We start from the raw sequence: 21,822 nt of genomic DNA on the forward strand, positions 1-21,822 counted from the left end.
TTTGGTTTATAGTGGTGATTAATTGGTCATATAATTATTGCCGCCGATACCCGGTACATAGTAAAATTTCATGTTCCTGTAATAGTCAAGCGGGTGTTGCGACTTTGGATATGTTGTCTCGATTGGCATTTTTGAAAACGTTTGAAAATATAAAACACAGGCATCGCGCCAGGTTATTGCCTCGTTCAGCTGCACCTGCATCAGTTGTTTTACTTCACTAAAACGTTCAGCATCTATCTTACCCTCCATTTTTTCCCATGTGCGACTCATTTGTTTAACGGATTCAGCTCCGGCATAATAGTGGTAAACCAACTCATCCCATAATGATCTGCCCGAAGACATTTTGTAGGTCCAGCTTAAATGGTGAAACCAGAGCAGGTATTCGTCCGGACAGGTTTGCAGGCTTTCCCAACGCGCTTTAACTTCAGGGGCATATTGCGCTAAAGCATTGCTACCCGTACCGGTACGGTCAAAACCTATCCCAGATGAATCAGCCTTGTGATAATAGGTCGCATTCCAATCCGGCCGACCGGCATTATCAACCCAAGGGCCGGGACCATAATGTGTTGATACGCCCATGATATGGTGCAAACCCAACGGGGCCATGTAATTCACTGTATTCTCCCTTGATTGTAGCATGAACTTTTTCACCGGTGATACAAAGTTTTCATCATCGGTAAAAGTCATCCGAAGCCAATCATCAGCAATTACAGCCGGAGATTGATCCGAGTTCCAGGCCGTCCTACCGAAGGCATACCAGTTAGCTTGCGCGAACGGATGGCCGCACCAGTTTAAATCAGCGCCAATATTGGCCACGCCTGCCATCCCGGTGATTAGTTTTTTGTTGAAATCGCCTTTGATTACCCGGGCAACGGTTGATCCTTTACCATGCGTATAAGTGTCTGATTGCAGGCATTCGGCAAACAGCGGCGCCTCATAAACCAGGTGCGTTGAAAAACCGAGATATTCTTGTGTTAACTGAAATTCCATCATGAGCGGGGTATTAGGCATCGCACCAAATAAAGGATGAAAAGGTTCTCGCGGCTGAAAATCTATTGGCCCGTTTTTAACCTGCACTATCACGTTATCCTTAAACTTACCATCCAGTGGTTTAAATTCATTATAGGCCTGCTTGAAGCGGTCGTCCGGAACTTTATTGTCATAGACAAAAGCCCGCCACATCACTATGCCATGATGAGGCTCAAGCGCATCGGCCAGCATATTGGCGCCATCGGCATGGGTACGTCCATAACTTTGCGGACCAGGTTGGCCCTCGGAGTTAGCTTTTACCAAAAAGCCACCAAAATCAGGGATATAACTATAAATTTCATCAGCCTTATCTGCCCACCATTTTTTTACCGCGGGATCAAGCGGATCGGCAGTTTTCAAGCCGCCCAACTCAACCGGGCTGCTGAATTTAACCGACAGGTAGATTTTGATACCATATGTTCTGAAAACATTGGCCAACGCCTGTACCTTCAATAAATATTGAGGCGAAAGGATCAGCGCATCGGCATTTACATTATTAACTACGGAACCATTGATACCTACCGAAGCATTGGCTCGTGCATAATCAATATACCGTTGATCAATTACGCCAGGTAATTTATGCCAGTTCCAGATGGATGAACCGGCGTATCCCCGCTCTACGGTACGGTTCAGGTTATCCCAATGATCCAATACCCGGTACATCATACGAGGATGGTCTGAAATATTCAGTTTGCTTATCGATTGATTTATCTGGATAAGTTTCAAAAAGTTGAAAACGCCGTAAATAACCCCAACATCTGAGTTAGCAGCAATGAGGATACATTTCTTTTGGCCGATAAGTGTTGTTTTGATCAGATATCCTTCGCCGCCGATACTATCCGGAACGGCTATCGAAAAAGATTTTAATAATTGTGGTGTACCTATTATGATAGTTTGCCCGTTGGTGATGCTTTTTGCATCGACAGGTTTCAATGTCAACATTTCATCCAGTCCGGTTAAAAGCTCAAATTTTGCCGCTTTCAGCCGGTCAGATGCAGCGGGGAAGATCACGTAGCTCAATTGCTGCCTGTAAGCTACTGCCAGTTGAGGGTTACCTACCTTATTATATTCAAGCCATAGTTTATAGCCATTATCAGCAAAAGCACTGCTGCCCGTTTTGAGCAAAAGCAACATCAGCACGCACAAGTACTTTAATGAATATTTACCCATGACATTGTTAATTCAACTTTATAAGCATGAATATAATTTATAGCAAACGCATTATAATCTGATGAAATACACGCGCAAAACAGAAAAATATTCTACTTTGCTTTGTTTGGTTTATAAAAAGCAATCTCGACCGCAATCGATTGCAATATAAAAATCATTGTCAACATAAACAACAGTTACCGGGTGATAATTCGTTGACTATTCCGGGCGACCATTGATAAATATTAAGCTATAAAACATTGATTAATCAATTATTTACAACCGGGTTAATAAGTAATATTTTCTACATTTAGCCACCTAATAAACTTAAAGCTTACGCTTATCGAAGCCGAAGGGATAAATGAATCGACCCTGAAAACATCATTAAAAAACATGAACTCAAAAACAAAACTTGCCATTGTTACAGGAGGCGCGTCGGGCCTTGGGCTGGCTACCACCAAAAAATTTACCGAACAAGGCATCAAGACTATAATTATCGGCCGGGATGAGGCAAAACTGGCCTCGACGGTGAAACAATTCGGCGAACTCTGTCACTACAGGCAATATGATTTGAGTGATACATCCGGTATTCCGCAATTGGTTGCCGAAATTGAAGCTGAATATGGCATACCCGACATCCTGGTTAACAATGCCGGTATCAATCATAAAAAAGCTTTCGCCGAAGTAACAGATGAAGAATTTTCAAAAGTGATCCAAACCAACCTCATATCGGTGTTTGCAATAAGCCGCGAAGTAGTAAAAAGTATGTTAAAAACAGGAAGTGGAAGTATTATTAATATCAGTTCGATGGCGGCGCAATATGGGATCCCCTATGTTATCGCCTACAGCGCTTCAAAAACCGCTATTGAAGGGATGACCCGGGCCATGGCTACCGAGCTTTCACCACAAGGCATCCGGGTTAATTGTATTGCCCCGGGTTTTATTGCTACCGATATGTCGGCCAAGGCGTTAAATAACGATCCCGCCCGTATGCAAAAAGTAATGAACCGCACTCCTATGGGCAAATTAGGCGAACCAGCCGATGTAGCCGAAGCTGTTTATTACTTAGCTACCGATAGCGCCAAATATGTGACTGGAGTTATTTTGCAGGTTGACGGAGGAAATTCGATAGGATTTTAGGCGAAAGACTTACGAAGTTTCGAAAACTTCGTAAGTCTGAAATTGTAGCCTGAAATCGTATATAAATACAAAACGCCCCGGAAAATCCGGGGCGTTTTGTGTTTTATGTTTGCTGTAATTATTCACTAACCAAATAGTTCCAACCGTGGGTATCAGGAGCGGTACCATATTTAATAGCATCAAGCGTATCAAATACTTTATTCGAAAACTCACGGGTTTTCGGATCGCTCAGGAAATATTCCTGACCTTCGTAGCTGATTGAGGCAACAGGGGCAATGGTAGCGGCGGTACCGGCGCCAAAGGCATCAGTTAACTTACCATTTTTTGCACCTTCAACAATTTCAGCTACAGAAATTTTGCGTTCTTCAACCGGGATACCCCATTCTTTAGCTAAGGCAATAACGGTGTCGCGGGTTACGCCATCCAAAATAGTGTCTTTAGCTTCGGCAGTTATCAGTTTACCATCTAACAGGAACATAGCGTTAGCCGCGCCCATTTCTTCAATAAACTTGTGCTCTTTAGCGTCAGTCCAGATCAATTGATCAAAACCTTCTTCGGTTGCTTTACGGGCAGGCAGCATAGAGCTTCCGTAGTTACCGGCAGCTTTAGCATAGCCCATACCACCTTCAGCAGCGCGGGTATAGTGTGTTTCGATTTTAACACGCAATGGTTTTGAAAAGTACGGACCAACCGGGCCAACCAATACCATATATTTATAAGTTGAAGATGGAGTCACACCCAAATACGGATCGGTAGCGAACATGAACGGGCGTATATATAAAGCATGGTTTGGCTGTGAAGGTACCCAGTCGCGGTCAAGGTCAACCAGGGTAGCTATACTTTGCAAAAAGATTTCCTCAGGCAAAGTTGGCATACAAAGGCGCTCGGCCGATTTGTTAAAACGGATAGCATTTTTATCCGGACGGAAAACAGTAATTTTTCCATCGGCATGTTTATAGGCTTTCAGGCCTTCAAAAAACGCTTGTCCGTAGTGAAGTGCTGAAATTGCAGGGCTTAGACCAATTTCGCCGTAGGGAATGACCGAGAGATTTTTCCATTCACCGTCCGCGTAATCGGCCACAAACATGTGGTCAGAAAAAGTTTTTCCAAAAGGTAAGTTGTCGAAGTCCGTTTGCTGCAAACGGGAAGCAGTTGTCCTGCTGATCTTGATGTCCAATGTCTCGGTCATGGCATTATAAATTAATAAATTATAGAAAATGGCAAGTTAGGCATTTTTATGGCCTATGCCAAAAAATTAAGCGTGTAATTGGTGATTATCACACATAAAAATATCATTTTGACAATATCATCGCAAAGCTTAAATACCATTCAGCACATCATCAACCCAAGCTTTGCCCCAGTTATCTTTTTCCTCTTCGTTCCACACCCAGGGATAAAAGATCCGCTTTTGAAAACGCGGAGGCAGGTATTTTTGCCAGTTGGTGCCGCCGGTTGCCTTAATATCTTCCGGTTCGCGGTTAAGGTAGCGCACCGCCGACTTATAATGTGACAGTGGCCAATTCACATTGACATTGATATCCAATTGGCGCAGTTCGTTGCGCAGCTCTGTTGTAAGTTCTGAAGATGCTTCAAACTGTTTAGCCAGCGTATTAAAGTTATGCGAAGCAGCTGCTTTCCCCAACTCAATAAAGCTTTTTGAATATTTTTTTTCGAACTGTTTAAGTGTCAATGTCTTTTTTCCGGTAGATAGTTCGGTAGCTCCAAATTTCCAGTACAGATACTCAAATTGCTCTTCGATAGTTGCGTGTTGTAACTCCTCGCGTTTATCCTTTGCCACCAGGTTTATGAAATCGGTCGCGTAGATCTCAATCATGCGGTACTGGCCCGACTGAAAACCACTTGCAGGCAGTAAAGACATCCTGAATTTCAGGAACTGTTCTTTCTCCATCCCATCAACCATAATCTCAAACGAATGGGTTAACGCACCAAAATACCGGTTGATCCTTTTTAACCGCGCTGTAAAAAACTCGGCTGTCAGGGGGCTGGCTTCTGCTATTTGCCTGCACTCATGCAGGGCAAGTTTAAAATACAGCTCCGTGATCTGGTGATAAATAATAAAAATTTCCTCGTCGGGAAATGGGGTTTTAGGGTTTTGTAAACTAAGCAAGGTATCCAGGTGGATGTAATCCCAGTAGGTTAAAAAATCGGCATAAAGTAAACCATCGAGATATGAATTCATATCCTGGCCCATGGCTTCATATTTTTCCTGCAACCGGTTTAAGCGGTCTTCAATTTCGGGTGAGAAATGCATGCTTCAAAGGTAATAAAATAGTATCCGGCTAAAACATATCCGTATTAGGTTGTTATATGGATACAAACCTTATAATATTATTATGAAGATCAGGAAGATACTCATCGGCATTGATGAAAGCGAATTTTCACGTCATGCTGCTGCTTACGGTTTTGACATAGCACATACCTACGGTGCCGAGGTTGGTCTGGTACATATAGTTGAACCCATTGTGATGCCTGTTGACACCCAGGATGGCCTGCTCGGTACGCCTTTTGATCCTAACTTAAACCTGCCGGGGACAGAATTAGAAATATTACAAACCGAGCGATCCGCCGCGTTGCTAAACCAGGCATCAAAAGAGTGGGGCACAGGTTTAGAAATAGCTCACTTCACCCAGTACGGCTCAACAGCCGAAGGCATTATTGAATGCAGCCAGGAGTTTAATGCTGATCTGATAGTTTTAGGCACGCACCGCCGTACCGGTATCGATAAATTCTTTTTAGGCAACGTTGCTGAACAGGTGATCAATAAATCATTGATACCTGTACTGGTTATACCTTATATTGAAGCCAAAGATTAATATAAAAGCCTGAACTTAATGGTATGTTCAATCGCTTTTAACTCATTCAACACTTCGGTATCATAGCCTGTATTAACGTCGGTAATTACATAACCTATCTGGGGGTTAGTAACCAAAAATTCGCCCACAATATTAATATTATGGCGGGCAAAAACGTCGTTGATCTTGGCCAGGATACCTGGTACGTTTTTATGGATGTGAATTAAACGGTGAGCATTATTAACACGCGGTGGCTGCAGATCAGGGAAGTTACAGCTGGTATGCGTTTTACCCTCGTTCATGAAAGCCATTACCCTTTTTGGAAGGAAATCGTTACTGTGCGGGTTATGCCTTGGATCGTCAAATATGATAATCCCGCTTTCGGCAGCGGCATCGGCCAGTTTACGGTTGCATTTACCGAACACACCGATTACTTTTAACCTACCTGCATTTTGAACCTGCCCGGCACTTGGCTGATGTTCTTCATCGCAAAATAACACACCGGCTTCTTCTAAGTATTTTTCTTCAACGCTCTCGCGATGGCGCATGTTGTAACCTTCTTTTTTAAGCTGATCCAACGCATCTTCATCAACATTACCTACAACCAAACATTTAATGCGGTTTTTAGGGTACGAGATAGCACGTGGCAGTTTATTAAGGTAAAGGAATTCGTCAAAGCTTGGAGTAACATGGTCGGCTTTTTCGGCTACTGATTTACGTTCGATATTTTCAGTAAAGGCGAAGAACTTTTTGATCATGCCTGATTCCTTTAACTGGAAATCAGAATAACCGTCACCAATGCCGTAGATATCGCCGGGCAATTGCAGCTCTTTCAACAGCTTTACTTTACCACCTTCCTGCGAAAGCGGATTTTCACGGTCATAACCTATGATATTACCTTCTTCGTCAAACTCAAACGTGTTGGCGTAGATGTTTTCTTTTTTAATATGATACTCGGTAACTACCGGGGTAATAAACTCTTTAAACCCGCCGGATACAATCAAAACCTCGTCCTGGTGGTTTTTAAAGAAGATGGTATTACGAGAAAACGAAGTAGAAACCTTCTTTTTAAGGTGGCTGATCAGCTGCTTTAAATGATCGCGATTGGCATTGAGTAATTTCACCCTGCGCTCTAAACTTTCGGTAAAGGATAACTTACCTTCCATCGAGGCATTGGTTAAATCTTCAATCTGTTTGTAGATATCCTCGCGGTCGGGGCGATTTTTGAGAGATATACGGGCCAGTTCGTCAAGGGCCTCAACCTGTGTAAAGGTACTGTCGAAATCAATAATAAAGTACTGCTCCATCTTGCGTGCAAAGGTGCAAAAAAATTTGCTGAGGAAGTATAGAGAGTTTGTAGTTTAAATTTAGATATCCTGCTATTCTTTATTAAAATAGGAAAAATCGCTTTAATATCAGGAGACACCTACGGAGTCTGACTTTGATTCTGTAATCTAAGCTATAAACACGATACTCCTACGGAGTGTCAATACTATTTCTCAAAACTCCGTAGGAGTATCATGTTTATAGAAAAAAATCCAAACCGAAGGCTCCGTAGGTGCCTCCTGTCAACCGTTAATACAGACTATTTTAACGCCTCACAAATTTCCTTAACCGTATTGCTGATGGGTTTAAATTCAAAACCTATGGCTTTCTTAATTTTTGAATTATCAAACTCGCGGGTTAGCGAAGCGGTTTGGGCCGATGTTTTATCTATAGCAGGAACACCATCTGTTAAAGCAGCTCCAACAGCCGCCAAGCGCCAGGCCAGTTCCATCATCCAGGGTTTTGCATATATAGCCGGCGGCTTGATACCAAAGCCGTTGGCTATCTCGGTAACCATCCCTTTATAATCACGATTTTCGGCGCTGATGATATAGCGTTCGGCCGTGATGTCGCTGTTCATTAATCCAACCATGCTTTTGGCAACGTCCTCAACATCAACAAAACCTATAGTGCCCGATGTATAAAATTTTAGCCCTTTGCGTACAGTATTGAATAATGCACCACTCCCCTGAGTACCGGCGCTTGCTCCTATAATAATAGATGGATTAACAATAACAGCGTTCAACCCTTCGGCAATACCACGCCAAACTTCCATCTCGCTTTCCAATTTGGATATGGCATAACCGTCGTTCTCTGTTGATTGCTCCAGGTGATGATTTTCGGTGATCAGTTCGCCGGGTTTGGCGGTGCCAACGGCAGCTACCGAACTTACGTGTACCATCCTTATGCCACGCTCAGTGCAAAGGTTAACCAGGTTGGCAGTTCCGGTAACATTGGTGTTAATCATCGGTTCTTTATCTGCCTGTTTCAATGATACCCAAGCGGCACAATGATAAACCTGCGTAATGCCATCAAGCGCTTCGCCCAGTGCAAAAATATCCATCATATCGGCGTCAACCCAATCAATGTTTTCCTGGTAAGGCAACAGCAATTTGGGCACAGTTGAGCTTGCCCTTTTAGTGCAGCGGATCCGTTGGCCGGTGGTAATTACCAAAAGTTTTGCCAGTTCGGCCCCAAGAAAACCGGTTGCGCCTGTTATTAAGATCATTCCTTTAAATGTGCAGATTTCAGATGTGCAAATGTGCAGATTATTTTTTGATGCGCACATCTCCGATATGAACTCCTTTACAAGACATTAAAACGTAATCTAAAATATCTGCAAATCATTTGCACATCTGCACATTTGAAATCCGCACATTTATAATCACATTTGCACATCTGAAATCTGCACATCTAAAAATTTGCACATCTAAAAATTATGTCATTAGCTGATTTTTTTACGCCGATTGATCTTAAAAAGATAGCTCCTAAAAAGGGTTATTATACCAGCCAGCTTGGCGATAAAATTGTGCATTACTCTGTCGATTTTCCCGATCTGGAAGAGAAAACGGATATCGCGATCATCGGTGTTATGGATGATCGCAACGCGGTTGGTAATCCCGGCTGCTCGCTTGGCCCCGATTATATCCGCGAAAAACTTTACCAGTTAAACGAGGGCGGCTACTCGGTAAAAATTGCCGACCTGGGTAATATCCGCGCCGGCGAAAAGGTAACGGACACCTACTTCGCGGTTAAAACCGTAGTGGCTGAACTGATCAAGAAAGATATTATCCCGGTTATTTTAGGCGGCGGGCAGGACATTACCTACGCTCAGTATCTGGGTTATGAGGAACTTGAGCAAAAAGTCGATCTGGTAGTGATCGATTCGCATTTTGATTTGGATGAAGATAATCACGGCGAAAGCATCGAAACGACCTCTGCTTCCTATCTTAACAAAATATTCCTGCATGACCCTAATTACCTGTTCAATTTCAGTAACCTGGGTTATCAAACCTATTTTGTAAGCCAGGATAGCCTGCGGGTAATGGATAAGCTTTATTTTGATGTACACCGCCTTGGCGAGCTGAGTGGTAATGTTGCAGTTACAGAACCTGCCATCCGCAATGCCAGTATGGTAAGCTTTGATATCGGCGCTATCCGGGCTGCCGATGCCATGGGTAATGCCAATGCCACACCAAATGGTTTTTATGGCGAAGAAGCTTGCCAGCTTTGCCGCTACGCCGGTTTTAATGATAAACTTACCTCGATAGGTTTTTATGAGTTTAACCCGGCGTATGATAGCAACGGGCAAACCGCCTGGCAACTGGCCCAAATGATCTGGTATTTTATTGATGGCTTTTATAACCGTAAACGCGATTTTCCGCTTAACCCTAAATCGCAATACCTTATTTATAAAACCAGTTTAACTCATGAAGATCAGGAAGTGGTATTTGTAAAAAGTAAAAAATCCGACCGTTGGTGGATGCAGGTCCCCTACCCTTCGGCGGGCTCACCTAATGAGCGTTTTCATTTAGTGCCCTGTAGCTACGCCGATTATAAAACCGCTACGTCCGGCGAATTGCCCGATCTCTGGTGGCGCACCTATCAAAAATTAAACTGATATTCACAATTTTAACCATGCTCAAACGTTAGCAGCGTAGAGTTTTTATACATTCTGATGAAGAAATTATTTTTTTACATAGTTGCCATGTTGCCGGTAACGGCACTTGCGCAAACTAACGACACCTTTATTATTAACGGTAAATTAGGGAACGTAAGCACTCCCGCTAAAGTGTATTTATCATACCAGTTGGGTGCCAACAATGTTACCGATTCAGCCAATGTTGTTAACGGTGCATTCTCTTTTACCGGTACTATCATCAACCCTGTTAACGCTACCATAGCAGTTAACTACAAAGGCTTACCGCTCGAAAAATTCATCGACGCTAATTATAAATATGCTGATAATGGCAGCCTTATTTCAAAAACTGCCGATGATCTGGATTTTTTCCTGGAAAAAGGCACGATCACTATTGCCAGCAAAGATTCTATCGATAAAGCGCAAATCACTGGCTCACAACTCAATATCGATAATGTAAAACTACAGGCACAGTTAAAAGCCATCAACCAAAAAGGCGAAAAACTAATGGCCGAAGCTAAAGCCGCAACCCCTGAGCAGCAGAAATCGGCAGCTTTCAGAAGTGCTATGCAGGCGAGGTATAAAGCATTACAAACAGAGCAAAAAACAACGTTGAAAAGCTTTATTTCGGCCAACCCTAATAGTTACTTAAGCCTGCTTGCCCTAACTTCGGTAAGTGGCCCGGCCCCGGATGTAAGCGAAGTTGAGCCATTATACAATTCATTATCTCAAAACATTAGAGACACCGAAGCCGGTAAAATGATGAAGGCGCAGCTGGAAGCTTTGAAAGTAACCGCCATTGGTTCTGAAGCTCCGGATTTTATCCAGAACGATGTTAACGGCAACCCCGTAAAATTATCATCTTTCAGAGGCAAGTATGTATTGCTTGATTTTTGGGCATCGTGGTGCGGCCCTTGTCGCCAGGAAAACCCTAACGTAGCACGTAACTACGCAAGGTTCAAAAACAAGAACTTTACAGTAGTAGGAGTTTCTTTGGATAGGCCCGATGGCAAATCGGCATGGCTGGCAGCCATTAAAAGCGATGGATTGGATTGGACGCAATTATCCGATCTGAAATTCTGGAATAACCAGGCTGCCGCGCTGTATTCGGTTACATCAATTCCGCAAAACTACCTGATAGACCCACAGGGTAAGATCATTGCAAAAAACCTGCGCGGCGAAGACCTTGATGCCAAGTTGGAGCAATTGTTTGGAAAATATAATTAACTGAATGTTATAGCTTTCAAGAAAGCTTCATTCATTATTATGTCAAATTCACCATTGAGTTAGCCGGTTATTTAATAGCCGGCTAATTTTATTATATTGCGATATGAACTTGACCTCAATTAAAAAAATAGCTTTAACGGCAATCGCAAGCGCCCCTGCTTTAGCTTTTGCTCAGGATGCCCAATATACCGTGCAAGGTAAAATTGGCGATTATAACGCACCTGCAAAAGTGTATGTGCAATACCGTAAAGACGGTAAAACTATCGTTGACTCCACAGTATTGAATAGTGGAAACTTTAAATTTACCGGTAAAACAGGCACGACACCAGTAAGCGGTTATATTTTATTTAACCCTAAAGGCACCGGCCTCCACAGCTCAGAAGATTACCGTTCCCTTTACCTGGAGCCTGGCACTATTACCGTAACCGCAACCGATAAAATTGCTGAAGCGAAAATAGAAGGCACCAAAACCAATAACGATAACGAAAAATATAACCTGGCCGAAAAACCAATTAACGATGCTTATGAAGCACTTTCTGCCAAACGTAAAACCGCCACACCAGACCAACTGGCAGCATTAAACGCCGAGGAAAAAAAGATAGATGATCAGGATGCCCTGGTAAATAAAAAATTCATCCAGGAAAACCCTGACTCGTACGTGAGCCTGAACGCGCTTGAATCATACGCATACAGTGCCGATTACGTTGATATTGCCCCATTATTTAACAACTTCAGCCCGGCTATTAAAGCAACCGAAGCGGGTAAGAAATTTGCAGAACGCCTGCCTAAATTAAAAGCTGTAGCATTAGGCGCCACAGCTCCTGAATTTGCAGAAGCCGATACCGCCGGTAAAATGATTAGCCTGTCATCATTCCGTGGAAAATATGTGCTGATAGATTTCTGGGCCTCATGGTGCGGTCCATGCCGTCGTGAAAACCCTAACGTAGTGAAAGCTTATAATGCATATAAAGCCAAAAACTTCACCATTCTTGGTGTATCGTTAGACAGGCCAAATGCGAAAGATAAATGGCTGGCGGCTATCCATAAAGATGGCCTGACCTGGAACCATGTATCCGACCTTAAATTCTGGGACAGCAAAGCTGCAGATTTATATGCTGTACGCGGTATCCCTCAAAATTTCCTGTTAGACCCTAACGGAAAGATCATAGGTAAAAACCTGCGTGGCGAGGACCTGGAGAATAAGCTTGCCGAGCTATTTGGAAAAATCTAAACATACAACACTTTAAATAAAAAAGGTTCGGCTATCACCGAACCTTTTTTATTTAAGCCCTTCTTATTCTGTAGTATTGAAATTCAAAGAATGACTTTATTTTACTGCCAGCAAATCAACCTTTTCTATTACAGGTGCAGAGGCAAGTAATTCAGGTGCTTTTGCCATCAGTGCTTTGGCAATTTCGCCACCTAAATGTGCTTCGCGACCTGCTTCTGTTTCAAACGTATCAAAAATACCGAAGGTTGAAGGGCCAATCTTCAACGCATACCAGCTTACGGTATCCGCTTCCTGCTGCGCAAGTGGCAGGGCACTTGTTATAAAATCAGCTACTTCCTGTTCTTTACCTGGTTTGGCCTCAAGCCTGGCCAACAATGCAAATTTTACCATGTTTGTTTTTTTGAGGTGATGTAATTTATTTTTTACCTGAATTATAAATCAGATGTTCAGTATTGTTTAACAATCAATTAGTTATTTGGTGCCGGCTGCCTCAAAATAAACAACAAGAACAACCGGCCAACCAAATACAACGACAATCACACTTAAATTTGATCCTTATGCTGAAACTCCGGCTTCAACAAGCTGTTCATCGCCTTGCGCAGTTTTAACACCTTTGGCACAGATACATGCGTGATGTACGGATTATCCATATGCAAGCGGTAATACCCCTGATGGTAATTTTCGGCAGGATATAATACTTTAAACGGTACAACCTGGGTTACAATAGGGCTGTTGTAATGATGACTGGCATTAACTTTAGCTATTACGTTTTCCAGTGTTTTCTTTTCTTCGGGAGTACGGTAAAAAGCTACTGAGCGATAATCATCACCTACATCCGGGCCTTGTCTGTTTACCGTTGTAGGGTCATGGGCGTAAAAAAATGCCTCGGCCAAAGCGGCATAACTTATTTCGGAAGGATTGTAGTATACCTGTACCGATTCCGCGTGACCGGTATTTTTACCACAAACATCTTCATAAGTCGGATTTTTTGTTGTACCGCCAGAGTATCCTGCCACCACCCTGTTAACGCCCTTTAACTCATACAAACCTTCCGAAAGGCTCCAGAAACAGCCACCTGCAAAAGTGGCAACCTTTTCACCTGCTTTTGGGGCCGGTAGGCTCGCAAAGCCACTTTCACTGGTTTGGGCGTTGGCGCAACCAAATAATATCAGCAAGCCCAACAGGCATATATTTAACTTTTTTGTCAACATGATCTTTTAATTTAATAGTTTAATTATTTAGCCGGAACAAACTTGAACGCATATGAATCCATACAATAGCGTTTACCTGTAGGCGCGGGCCCATCATTAAAAACATGGCCGAGGTGTAAACCGGTACTGGCTTCAACCACCTCCTCACGCACTATCCCATATGATGTATCTTTTACAATTTTGATGGCTTTAGGATCGAGAGGTTTAAAAAAACTTGGCCAACCTGTGCCCGATTCAAATTTGGCGTCCGAACTGAACAACGGTTTTCCGGTGGCCGCGCTCACGTATATTCCTTTCTCACGGTTGTTCCAATAAGGGTTATGATACGGCTGTTCCGTTCCCTTATTTACCAATATCTCATAAGCCTCGGGCGTTAATACCTGTTTCCAGTAGCTGGCCGGTTTAGCAAGCGGGTACGTTTTAGTATCAACAACATTTTCGGTATGCGGCGCGCTTTGACTGCATGCGTTGAGTGCAAACAACATCAATGGCATAATAAACAGATTTATCTTTTTCATACCCCTTTTGTCGCAGATATGAGCAGAACCTTACAGGTTAACTAAAATATTTCTATCATTTAATTACTATAGTTCACCAGTGACAGCTTTTCCTGCTTAAATAAAAAGATAAAAAAGTTTGTAAGGATTCTTCCTTTCCTCCGACTGATGCGCAAATCAAAACATCAAACGATAGTATAAGCGACACATTTTTACGCAAACCATTACCACCACATTGATTTATGCAGAGCCAAAACAGCACAAATATCGGGCTTGATAACAGCGCCGCTCCCCGCTTATGGGTAACCCGGCATGCCGATTATCTTTATAAATACGCGCTAACCCGCATTAACGACCAGGAGCAGGCGCGTGATCTGGTGCAGGAGACCTTTTTGGCGGGTCTTGAACGGCTTCAAAAGTTTGAGGGAAAAAGCACCGAACGCACCTGGCTTACGGCTATTTTAAAAAACAAGATAATTGATGTTTACCGCAAAAAAGCGTCGGCCTTTGTTAAAGAACCAGGAGCGACAATTGCCGAACAGGAAACCGACGATTTTTTTGAGCCGGACGCGCATAACTGGAAACCCAATCACAGGCCCGCAGAATTTGGTATTGAACAAACAGATCAGTTAGAAAGCAAAGAATTTGAACTGATACTGCAAAAGTGCCTGAGAAAGCTGCCTTCGTTATGGCTTTCGGTTTTCACTATGAAGCACTTGGACGATGAGCCAACGGATACCATTTGCAACGACCTAAGGATAAGCCCCTCAAACTTTTGGGTAATTATCCACCGGGCCAAACTAAGCCTTAGAGAGTGTCTTCAAAAAAACTGGATTTAAACAAAATGATATGGATGAATTAACTAAAATAGCCTATAACTGCAAAAAGGCTACTTATTTGATTGAGAAGCAGGATATAGGAGAAATCACACTTCGCGAAAAACTGGAATTAAAGATCCATCTGGCCGGCTGCCGCGTTTGCAGGGTTTTTCAGTTACAAAGCGCCGCGATTAACCGCATGATCAGGAACATGCTCCATCGGCCTGTTGATGAAAACATCAAACTCGATGATAAATTTAAAAATCAACTACAGCACCTGATTGATGAACAATTAGATAAATAAAACCTATAGATAGAAACTATACTTAATACCCCACGTAATAGCCACACCACAAAAGGCAGTCGAAAGTTTATTAAGCTGCCTTTTTATTTCTTAAGCTTCTGGCAATACCAATCGTTTTTTTATCACCCGGCGCAGATGCTCGCTGTTATCATCTCCCCATTGCCCAAGCTCATTTATGATGGGCATTATTGATTTGCCCAGGTCTGTTAAATAATACTCCACTTTGGGTGGTTGCTGATCGTATACCATTTTTGCTACCAGCTCATCGTCTTCCAATTGGTTCAACTGGATATTTAAAACCCGGCGGGAGGCTTCGGGAATATTCTTTTGTAGTTGCCCGGGCCTGCTGATCCCTTGCGATATGTAGTACAACAGGTGGATCTTCCACTTGCCAAACACCACTTCACGTATCAGATCAAGACCGCATTCTTCCTGTATAGGTAATTTCCGTTCGTACATTTCAATTCCCCCTTTCGGTATTATTTAAACTACAAATTTCGGTAAGTACAGGGATAAATTTATCCGTATTGAATCATTTTTCCGTACTTGACCCGCCCCTGATACTTCATCAATTTTGCATTATCATATCAACATAAATCGACAAAAAAATGATTGCAAAAGCAAATTTCAATATCGACCCAATTGAGTTTAAAGGCAAAAAAATATTAGTTACCGCCGGGACCAAAGGTGCGGGCAAAGCTATTTTTGACCGACTGCTCAAAGGCGGAGCCAGCATTGTAACCACCGCCCGTACTCAGCCTGCTGATATCAGTCCGGAACATTTTATCCAGGCCGATCTGAGCACAAAAGCAGGTACTGATAAAATGATCAGCGAAACCCTTAAACGTTTAGGCGGCATCGATATCCTGATCAACAACCTTGGCGGCTCCGAATCGCCCGCAGGAGGAGTTATGGTGCTCAGCGATGAAGATTGGGAGGCCGCACTTCAAACTAATTTATTGGCAGCTGTTCGGTTAGACAGAGGGTTACTGCCAACCATGCTCAATCAAAAACATGGTGTGATACTGCATATTTCATCCATCCAGCGCAAAATGCCACTATATGAGGCTACCCTGCCTTACGCGGCAGCTAAAGCGGCACTGAGCAATTACAGTAAAGGCATCTCCAAAGAACTTGCCCCCAAAGGCGTACGCGTTAACTCGGTAGCTCCAGGTTTTATTAACACGGGCGGAGCGCAGGGTATGATCGATAATCTTGCCTCACAAAACGGTGGCGACAAGGGAGCGGCACTTAAAACTATTATGGATTCTCTGGGTGGCATTCCCATGGGTCGCCCGGCAGAGCCTGAAGAAGTTGCGGAATTGGTTGCCTTCCTGGTATCAGACCGGGCAGCGTATTTAAATGGGGGCGAATTTACCATCGATGGTGGTACCATTCCTGTAGTATAACCTCTCATTTAATGATTATGATAGCGGATAAATGTTATCCGCTATTTTTTTACAATTGAAAGCGCTGTAGTTTACATACTAAAACCCAGGACCAAACGTATTTATGCTAAATAGCACCTATGGGTTAAAATTTAAGAACCCAAGTAGCATAATGCCTGCTGATTACGTAAAGTTAAAATATCAGTTTACTACCAATATTTTAGTTTATGAAAACAGTTCAGCGAAAATTAACAAGGCGGGCAGGCATTATCGGGATGGTGTGTTTGCTGGCAGCAACCCTCAGCTCGTGTTTAAAGGATCATAACAATTACGTTCAGCCGGAAGTGGCGCTCGTTTCCGTTATCAATGCCTCACCAGATTCTGATCCGGTTGATTTTTACCTGGAACCCAACAGGGCCAATAACTTCCCCATCCGGTACGGTCACGGTATAGATTACGTTAACGCTTATCCCGGTAAAAGAACAGCTACCTTTTATGTTTCGGGCACTAAGCAAAAAGTTGCGGCCGATACCATCGACCTGACAGCCAAAAAACTTTACTCGGTATACCTGGCCAATACTGCAGGCAAACGCGACGTAATTTTTGTTGCCGATTCCATCGTTCAACCGGCAGCTGGCATGGCAAGTATCCGCCTGGCCAACTTAAGTGCCGATGCGGGCGCTGTTGACCTGGTTACTTCAAAAGACAGTGTCCTGGCAACTAACAAAGCTTACAAACAAGTTTCAAACTTTGTTACCATTAAAGGCAGTAATACTTATACCCTTAACATTCGTCAAAAAGGCACTACTACGGTATTAGCCAGCCTTACTAATGTTACCTTACGCGCCGGTTCGGTATATACCATTTGGTTGCAGGGCATAGCCTCAGCTACTGATGATAAAAAATTAAGTGCGGGTATTCAAACCAACGTTTTCTACTATTAAATAAACCTTTACCTATGTTGTAAAACCCGGCCCTGGTGCCGGGTTTTATTTTTTGCAGACCACCTATCAGGTTAACAATTTGATAATATAAACTTCGCCATATTTAAACCTTGCCGTTATACATTTAACCTGTTAATGTTTTTTTGATAAACCTCAAATTTCCGGAAAAGATGGATGAGCGCGTAGTGATTATTGTGCCGGCCCGCATGGCTTCAAGTCGTTTATATGGCAAAGTAATGCTGCCAATATCAGGTAAAAGTTTATTGGCACGTATGGTGGAACGCATTGGCATGATCCAGCATCAGGCCAGTATTGTTATTGCCACCACCGAGGGTAGCGAAGATGATGTTATTGCACAGGAGGCCGAAAACCTTAACATTGCATGCTACCGTGGTAGCCTGAGCAATTTGTTGGACAGGCATTACCAGGCAGCTAAATTTTTCAATGCCGACGTAGTTGTAAAAATCCCTGCCGATTGCCCGCTGATTGATCCGCGGATCATTGATAAAGTACTGGAACACTTTTTCAGCAACAGACAAAAGTTCGACTACGTGAGCAATCTGTACCCCGCTACCTACCCCGATGGTAACGACGTAGAAGTAATGACCATGGCCTGTTTGAAACAAGCCTGGGAAAATGCCGGTCGCCCGTATGATCTGGAGCATACCTCACCATACATCTACGAAAACCCGCTTATTTTCAATATAGGTAACGTAACCTGGGAAACCGGCCTGGATTATTCCATGTCGCACCGTTTTGCGCTTGATCACCCGGAAGATTTTTACTTTATTGAACGCGTGTTCAAAGAACTGTACCCGGTTTGTAATCGTTTTTCATGCCAGGATATCATTAACCTGCTGAAACTAAAACCAGAGATCTACGAAATTAACGCCCCATATAACAGCACCAACTGGTACAACAAACACCTGAGCGAAGTAAAGCCGGAGTTTGCGATGGCTTGATTTAGTGATTAGGATTGGTCTGCGTTCGATATTTGATAGAGATCATCATTGAACGTATGGTGCAAGTGTTGTGCGGTTTTCCGTGAGATGCCCACTAGTGCTACCACAATGCTAAATGTTCTGACCCCGAATTCGTCGAATTAAAGAATTTATAGAATTCCATATCTTTTCATTCTGCTAATTCATTAATTCTAAAAATTCCGGTTCAGACAAATTCCGAAATAATTTCCCCTCCCTTGTCCTATTCCCCCATTCTCATTTGATATAGAGGTGTAATTCATATATTTAATTAACCTTTAAAATCTAAAAAGATGGACGAATTCGTTTTAATTTTCAGGCACGAAGATGGCAACAAGGTAGCTTCTCCCGAACAGATCCAAATCTGGATGAAACAAACTATGGACTGGATTGGTGGCATTGCTGCTCAAAATAAGTTTGTTAGCGGCACCGGTCTGCCCTTTGCCGATGCTAAAATTGTAGGGCACGGTGGCGTGGTTACCAACGGCCCATTCGGTGAAATCAAAGAAACCATAGGCGGCTTCATTACTGTAAAGGCCGATTCGGTTGAAGAAGCTGTTGAATTTGCTAAAGGCTGCCCGGTACTGCAAGGGCCCGGCAATACCGTTGAGGTGCGAAAAATCGCAAAGAATGACGGTGTGCATTAAACAATTCAAAGTATAAATTTATGTCATTGCGAGGAACGAAGCAATCGCATGCTATACAGAGCGGCTATTCTTCCGTGCGATTGCCACGTCGTTCCTCCTCGCAATGACATATTTGGTTATTCCTCATGCAAACCCAGGAACTCATCCCACATTTATTCCGTACAGAGTACAGTAAAATAATATCGGTGCTATGCCGCCGCTTTGGGTTTGATCAGATGGAAACCGCGGAGGATATAGCCAGCGATACTTTCCTTACCGCGGCGCAGGCCTGGAGTTATAAGGGTATTCCGTCCAATCCAACGGCCTGGCTTTATAACGTTGCTAAAAACAAGGCAAAAAACCATTTACAGCGTAACACCATTTTTGAAAGCAAGGTATCTCCGGAAATAAAAACCGATGATGCTTATGAACAGGATATCGATCTATCCCCTAAAAACATTACCGACAGCCAGCTACAGATGATGTTTGCCATCTGCCACCCGGCTATACAGCCCGAAGCCCAGATCGGGCTTTCTTTACGGATCCTTTGCGGTTTTGGGATTGATGAAGTTGCCGAGGCTTTCCTGGCAAGTAAAGAGACCATTAATAAACGCCTGTTCAGGGCTAAGGAAAAAATCCGCAACGAAAACATAAAAATTGAAATGCCTAATTTGGCTGAGATGGATAACCGCCTGGAAAATGTATTAACTACCATTTACCTGTTGTTCAGCGAGGGCTATTATTCGGTAAGTCAAAACCAGGTATTGCGTAAAGACCTCTGCTTTGAGGCTATGCGCCTTTGTCATATGCTTATTGAAAACGAAAGCACCAACAAACCGCCGGTTAACGCCCTGCTTTCGCTCATGTATTTTCACGCTTCCCGGTTTGAGGCACGTACAGACCAAAACGGCGGACTGATATTATACGACGATCAGGACACCAACCTCTGGAACCAGGATCTTGTAGCCAAAGGCGCCTGGTATTTAAACCAGGCCACTACAGGTAACCGCCTATCAAAATATCACCTTGAAGCCAGCATAGCTTATTGGCACACCCAAAAAACAGATACAAAAGAAAAATGGGAAAACATATTGCAGCTTTATAACCGCCTGCTGCAAATAGCTTACTCACCGGTAGCTGCACTTAACCGCACCTTCGCGCTTGCCAAAGCTAATAGCCCTGAGGAAGCTATTATTGAAGCCGAAAAGCTTCAACTTACCGGTAACCAATTTTACTATACACTATTGGGCGAACTGTACACCGGTATTGATTATGAACAGGCAAAATCAAACTTTGAAAAAGCCTTAACGCTGATAAAAACACCTGCCGATACCGCCATTATTCAAAGTAAGATAGATAGGCTTACACAAATGCGATAAAAACAAAAAAGGAACATATCTTTAAGATAAAGACATGTTCCTTTTGATTTAATACATTAAAACCTTATTGCCCTTACTTAGGCAATCCGCCTAAAAACTCCAGTACATCCTGTCCTATTTCTTTGGCATGTGTTTCTAACGCAAAATGGCCGGTGTTATAAAACTTAACTGTCGCGTTGGGATTATCCCTTTTGTAACCTTCGGCGCCTGTAGGTAAAAAGAACGGATCTTTATTCCCCCAAACGGCTAACAGTTTTGGCTTGTGCTCTCTGAAATAAGCCTGAAATTTAGGATACAAAGCCACGTTGGTACGATAGTCAAGCATCAGGTCAAGCTGAATTTCCACATTTCCGGGACGGTCGAGGGTTTGCTGGTCGAGGATATAACTTTCAGGAGCAATTAATGAGGGATCGGATACACCTTCAAAATATTGAAACCTGGTCATTTTTTCTTTTACGAAATCCCTTAAGGCATCTCTGTTTTCCTGGCTTGGATCCTGCCAGTATTTTTGGATAGGATTCCAGCCGCTGCTCAGGCCTTCTTCATAGGCATTACCATTTTGAGAGATGATGCCTGTTATTTTTTCCGGATTAGCCAAAGCCAGTCTTAAACCGATAGGAGCGCCGTAATCAAATATGTAAATGGCAAAACGCTTCAGGCCAAGCTCGTCAATAAATGCCTGCATGGTATTCGCCAGGTTATCAAAAGTATATTTAAACTGGGTATGATCCGGCATGTCAGAAAACCCAAAACCAGGCAGATCAGGAGCCAATACATGGAATTTTGTACTTAAAGTTGGGATCAGGTTCCTGAACATGTGCGACGATGTTGGGTAGCCATGCAATAACAAAATAGTTGGCGCATCTTTAGGTCCTGCTTCGCGATAAAAAATATTTAAGCCATTAGCTTTGATGTTGCGGTAATGAATTTGATTGGTTTCCATGGTTTGTGTTTTTATAGTTGAGTTTTTTGTTGATTGCGCATAAGCCCCCGCTACAAAGGTAGTAGCAGCCAAAGCGGTTATTATCAGATTTTTAATTTTCATTTGCTGTGTTTTGATGATTCAAAATTAATATCGATATTTGATTATTAAAAACGATTAATAACGATATTAACAATCAT

Annotated in this window: 22 protein-coding genes; 12 read left to right on the top strand and 10 right to left on the bottom strand. The window is 42.9% G+C overall.

Annotated features, from left to right (window positions below; genetic code table 11):
* Window positions 1-18 precede the first annotated feature (18 nt).
* On the bottom strand, window positions 19-2,199 hold the full coding sequence (locus tag DEO27_RS21735) for an alpha-glucuronidase family glycosyl hydrolase (RefSeq protein WP_112568560.1): 2,181 nt from the start codon (window positions 2,197-2,199) through the stop codon (window positions 19-21).
* Between the two features lie 372 nt (window positions 2,200-2,571).
* Between DEO27_RS21735 and DEO27_RS21740 the strand changes: the two genes are divergently transcribed.
* On the top strand, window positions 2,572-3,318 hold the full coding sequence (locus DEO27_RS21740; RefSeq protein ID WP_112568562.1) for an SDR family NAD(P)-dependent oxidoreductase: 747 nt from the start codon (window positions 2,572-2,574) through the stop codon (window positions 3,316-3,318).
* 118 nt (window positions 3,319-3,436) lie between these two features.
* Here DEO27_RS21740 and DEO27_RS21745 read toward each other — a convergent pair whose 3' ends face one another.
* Together DEO27_RS21745 and DEO27_RS21750 are read right to left on the bottom strand one after the other, a co-directional pair.
* A complete protein-coding gene (locus DEO27_RS21745; protein WP_112568564.1) occupies window positions 3,437-4,507 on the bottom strand; it encodes a branched-chain amino acid aminotransferase in 1,071 nt (356 codons plus the stop codon).
* Window positions 4,508-4,636: 129 nt separating this feature from the next.
* Window positions 4,637-5,590, bottom strand: coding sequence for a tryptophan 2,3-dioxygenase family protein (locus DEO27_RS21750; protein ID WP_112568566.1), 954 nt, complete (start codon window positions 5,588-5,590; stop codon window positions 4,637-4,639).
* 82 nt (window positions 5,591-5,672) lie between these two features.
* Between DEO27_RS21750 and DEO27_RS21755 the strand changes: the two genes are divergently transcribed.
* On the top strand, window positions 5,673-6,152 hold the full coding sequence (locus tag DEO27_RS21755) for a universal stress protein (RefSeq protein ID WP_112568568.1): 480 nt from the start codon (window positions 5,673-5,675) through the stop codon (window positions 6,150-6,152).
* Here the strand turns inward: DEO27_RS21755 and DEO27_RS21760 are convergent.
* Together DEO27_RS21760 and DEO27_RS21765 are read right to left on the bottom strand one after the other, a co-directional pair.
* Window positions 6,149-7,438, bottom strand: a complete 1,290-nt coding sequence (locus DEO27_RS21760; protein ID WP_112568570.1) for an HAD-IB family phosphatase — start codon at window positions 7,436-7,438, stop codon at window positions 6,149-6,151. The two genes, DEO27_RS21755 and DEO27_RS21760, sit on opposite strands and share 4 nt — an antisense overlap.
* Before the next feature lie 278 nt (window positions 7,439-7,716).
* Window positions 7,717-8,685, bottom strand: a complete 969-nt coding sequence (locus tag DEO27_RS21765; protein WP_112568572.1) for an NAD-dependent epimerase/dehydratase family protein — start codon at window positions 8,683-8,685, stop codon at window positions 7,717-7,719.
* 210 nt (window positions 8,686-8,895) lie between these two features.
* On the opposite strand from DEO27_RS21765, the gene DEO27_RS21770 reads away from it, so the two are divergent.
* The 3 genes from DEO27_RS21770 to DEO27_RS21780 all read left to right on the top strand — a co-directional run bounded on the left by DEO27_RS21770 (window position 8,896) and on the right by DEO27_RS21780 (window position 12,553).
* Window positions 8,896-10,077 (top strand): formimidoylglutamase, encoded by a 1,182-nt coding sequence (locus DEO27_RS21770; RefSeq protein ID WP_112568574.1) that lies wholly within the window; start codon window positions 8,896-8,898, stop codon window positions 10,075-10,077.
* A gap of 57 nt (window positions 10,078-10,134) precedes the next feature.
* The gene (locus tag DEO27_RS21775; RefSeq protein WP_112568576.1) at window positions 10,135-11,322 is read left to right on the top strand and encodes a TlpA disulfide reductase family protein; all 1,188 of its coding nucleotides are present in this window, start codon (window positions 10,135-10,137) and stop codon (window positions 11,320-11,322) included.
* A 103-nt stretch (window positions 11,323-11,425) separates the two neighbouring features.
* Window positions 11,426-12,553, top strand: a complete 1,128-nt coding sequence (locus tag DEO27_RS21780; protein WP_112568578.1) for a TlpA disulfide reductase family protein — start codon at window positions 11,426-11,428, stop codon at window positions 12,551-12,553.
* 96 nt (window positions 12,554-12,649) lie between these two features.
* Here DEO27_RS21780 and DEO27_RS21785 read toward each other — a convergent pair whose 3' ends face one another.
* From DEO27_RS21785 to msrB, 3 genes are all read right to left on the bottom strand, one after another.
* The gene (locus DEO27_RS21785) at window positions 12,650-12,943 is read right to left on the bottom strand and encodes a putative quinol monooxygenase (RefSeq protein WP_112568580.1); all 294 of its coding nucleotides are present in this window, start codon (window positions 12,941-12,943) and stop codon (window positions 12,650-12,652) included.
* A gap of 152 nt (window positions 12,944-13,095) precedes the next feature.
* Window positions 13,096-13,764 carry a peptide-methionine (S)-S-oxide reductase MsrA gene (gene msrA / locus DEO27_RS21790; RefSeq protein ID WP_112568582.1) on the bottom strand — a complete coding sequence of 223 codons (669 nt, stop codon included), beginning with the start codon at window positions 13,762-13,764 and terminating at the stop codon, window positions 13,096-13,098.
* Window positions 13,765-13,787: 23 nt separating this feature from the next.
* The gene (msrB, locus tag DEO27_RS21795) at window positions 13,788-14,282 is read right to left on the bottom strand and encodes a peptide-methionine (R)-S-oxide reductase MsrB (protein ID WP_112568584.1); all 495 of its coding nucleotides are present in this window, start codon (window positions 14,280-14,282) and stop codon (window positions 13,788-13,790) included.
* 221 nt (window positions 14,283-14,503) lie between these two features.
* Here msrB and DEO27_RS21800 point away from each other — a divergent pair, with 221 nt between their 5' ends.
* Window positions 14,504-15,100 carry a sigma-70 family RNA polymerase sigma factor gene (locus tag DEO27_RS21800; protein ID WP_112568586.1) on the top strand — a complete coding sequence of 199 codons (597 nt, stop codon included), beginning with the start codon at window positions 14,504-14,506 and terminating at the stop codon, window positions 15,098-15,100.
* Between the two features lie 10 nt (window positions 15,101-15,110).
* Window positions 15,111-15,383 (top strand): hypothetical protein, encoded by a 273-nt coding sequence (locus DEO27_RS21805; RefSeq protein ID WP_112568588.1) that lies wholly within the window; start codon window positions 15,111-15,113, stop codon window positions 15,381-15,383.
* Between the two features lie 90 nt (window positions 15,384-15,473).
* Here the strand turns inward: DEO27_RS21805 and DEO27_RS21810 are convergent, their stop codons facing one another.
* On the bottom strand, window positions 15,474-15,842 hold the full coding sequence (locus DEO27_RS21810; protein ID WP_112568590.1) for a winged helix-turn-helix transcriptional regulator: 369 nt from the start codon (window positions 15,840-15,842) through the stop codon (window positions 15,474-15,476).
* A 149-nt stretch (window positions 15,843-15,991) separates the two neighbouring features.
* On the opposite strand from DEO27_RS21810, the gene DEO27_RS21815 reads away from it, so the two are divergent.
* The 5 genes from DEO27_RS21815 to DEO27_RS21835 all read left to right on the top strand — a co-directional run bounded on the left by DEO27_RS21815 (window position 15,992) and on the right by DEO27_RS21835 (window position 20,700).
* Window positions 15,992-16,792, top strand: coding sequence for an SDR family oxidoreductase (locus tag DEO27_RS21815; protein ID WP_112568592.1), 801 nt, complete (start codon window positions 15,992-15,994; stop codon window positions 16,790-16,792).
* 206 nt (window positions 16,793-16,998) lie between these two features.
* The gene (locus tag DEO27_RS21820; protein ID WP_112568594.1) at window positions 16,999-17,715 is read left to right on the top strand and encodes a DUF4397 domain-containing protein; all 717 of its coding nucleotides are present in this window, start codon (window positions 16,999-17,001) and stop codon (window positions 17,713-17,715) included.
* A gap of 143 nt (window positions 17,716-17,858) precedes the next feature.
* Complete coding sequence (locus DEO27_RS21825) at window positions 17,859-18,677, top strand: cytidylyltransferase domain-containing protein (RefSeq protein WP_223818018.1); 819 nt, start codon at window positions 17,859-17,861, stop codon at window positions 18,675-18,677.
* Window positions 18,678-18,988: 311 nt separating this feature from the next.
* A complete protein-coding gene (locus tag DEO27_RS21830; RefSeq protein WP_112568598.1) occupies window positions 18,989-19,342 on the top strand; it encodes a YciI family protein in 354 nt (117 codons plus the stop codon).
* 125 nt (window positions 19,343-19,467) lie between these two features.
* Complete coding sequence (locus DEO27_RS21835) at window positions 19,468-20,700, top strand: RNA polymerase sigma factor (protein ID WP_112568600.1); 1,233 nt, start codon at window positions 19,468-19,470, stop codon at window positions 20,698-20,700.
* 73 nt (window positions 20,701-20,773) lie between these two features.
* Here DEO27_RS21835 and DEO27_RS21840 read toward each other — a convergent pair whose 3' ends face one another.
* The gene (locus tag DEO27_RS21840; protein WP_112568602.1) at window positions 20,774-21,745 is read right to left on the bottom strand and encodes an alpha/beta fold hydrolase; all 972 of its coding nucleotides are present in this window, start codon (window positions 21,743-21,745) and stop codon (window positions 20,774-20,776) included.
* Window positions 21,746-21,822: the final 77 nt, after the last annotated feature.

Origin of the sequence: Mucilaginibacter rubeus, assembly GCF_003286415.2 — a bacterium.
Taxonomy (GTDB): Bacteria; Bacteroidota; Bacteroidia; order Sphingobacteriales; family Sphingobacteriaceae; genus Mucilaginibacter; species Mucilaginibacter rubeus_A.

What these genes read in the sequence shown, in the direction of transcription:
- DEO27_RS21765 (WP_112568572.1), bottom strand. Translation starts at nt 8,685, where the DNA reads ATGATCTTAATAACAGGCGCAACCGGTTTTCTTGGGGCCGAACTGGCA.
- DEO27_RS21805 (WP_112568588.1), top strand. Translation starts at nt 15,111, where the DNA reads ATGGATGAATTAACTAAAATAGCCTATAACTGCAAAAAGGCTACTTAT.
- DEO27_RS21740 (WP_112568562.1), top strand. Translation starts at nt 2,572, where the DNA reads ATGAACTCAAAAACAAAACTTGCCATTGTTACAGGAGGCGCGTCGGGC.
- DEO27_RS21755 (WP_112568568.1), top strand. Translation starts at nt 5,673, where the DNA reads ATGAAGATCAGGAAGATACTCATCGGCATTGATGAAAGCGAATTTTCA.
- DEO27_RS21785 (WP_112568580.1), bottom strand. Translation starts at nt 12,943, where the DNA reads ATGGTAAAATTTGCATTGTTGGCCAGGCTTGAGGCCAAACCAGGTAAA.
- DEO27_RS21745 (WP_112568564.1), bottom strand. Translation starts at nt 4,507, where the DNA reads ATGACCGAGACATTGGACATCAAGATCAGCAGGACAACTGCTTCCCGT.
- msrA (WP_112568582.1), bottom strand. Translation starts at nt 13,764, where the DNA reads ATGTTGACAAAAAAGTTAAATATATGCCTGTTGGGCTTGCTGATATTA.
- DEO27_RS21770 (WP_112568574.1), top strand. Translation starts at nt 8,896, where the DNA reads ATGTCATTAGCTGATTTTTTTACGCCGATTGATCTTAAAAAGATAGCT.
- DEO27_RS21820 (WP_112568594.1), top strand. Translation starts at nt 16,999, where the DNA reads ATGAAAACAGTTCAGCGAAAATTAACAAGGCGGGCAGGCATTATCGGG.
- DEO27_RS21815 (WP_112568592.1), top strand. Translation starts at nt 15,992, where the DNA reads ATGATTGCAAAAGCAAATTTCAATATCGACCCAATTGAGTTTAAAGGC.
- DEO27_RS21780 (WP_112568578.1), top strand. Translation starts at nt 11,426, where the DNA reads ATGAACTTGACCTCAATTAAAAAAATAGCTTTAACGGCAATCGCAAGC.
- DEO27_RS21775 (WP_112568576.1), top strand. Translation starts at nt 10,135, where the DNA reads ATGAAGAAATTATTTTTTTACATAGTTGCCATGTTGCCGGTAACGGCA.
- DEO27_RS21840 (WP_112568602.1), bottom strand. Translation starts at nt 21,745, where the DNA reads ATGAAAATTAAAAATCTGATAATAACCGCTTTGGCTGCTACTACCTTT.
- DEO27_RS21750 (WP_112568566.1), bottom strand. Translation starts at nt 5,590, where the DNA reads ATGCATTTCTCACCCGAAATTGAAGACCGCTTAAACCGGTTGCAGGAA.
- DEO27_RS21810 (WP_112568590.1), bottom strand. Translation starts at nt 15,842, where the DNA reads ATGTACGAACGGAAATTACCTATACAGGAAGAATGCGGTCTTGATCTG.
- DEO27_RS21830 (WP_112568598.1), top strand. Translation starts at nt 18,989, where the DNA reads ATGGACGAATTCGTTTTAATTTTCAGGCACGAAGATGGCAACAAGGTA.
- DEO27_RS21800 (WP_112568586.1), top strand. Translation starts at nt 14,504, where the DNA reads ATGCAGAGCCAAAACAGCACAAATATCGGGCTTGATAACAGCGCCGCT.
- DEO27_RS21835 (WP_112568600.1), top strand. Translation starts at nt 19,468, where the DNA reads ATGCAAACCCAGGAACTCATCCCACATTTATTCCGTACAGAGTACAGT.
- DEO27_RS21760 (WP_112568570.1), bottom strand. Translation starts at nt 7,438, where the DNA reads ATGGAGCAGTACTTTATTATTGATTTCGACAGTACCTTTACACAGGTT.
- msrB (WP_112568584.1), bottom strand. Translation starts at nt 14,282, where the DNA reads ATGAAAAAGATAAATCTGTTTATTATGCCATTGATGTTGTTTGCACTC.
- DEO27_RS21735 (WP_112568560.1), bottom strand. Translation starts at nt 2,199, where the DNA reads ATGGGTAAATATTCATTAAAGTACTTGTGCGTGCTGATGTTGCTTTTG.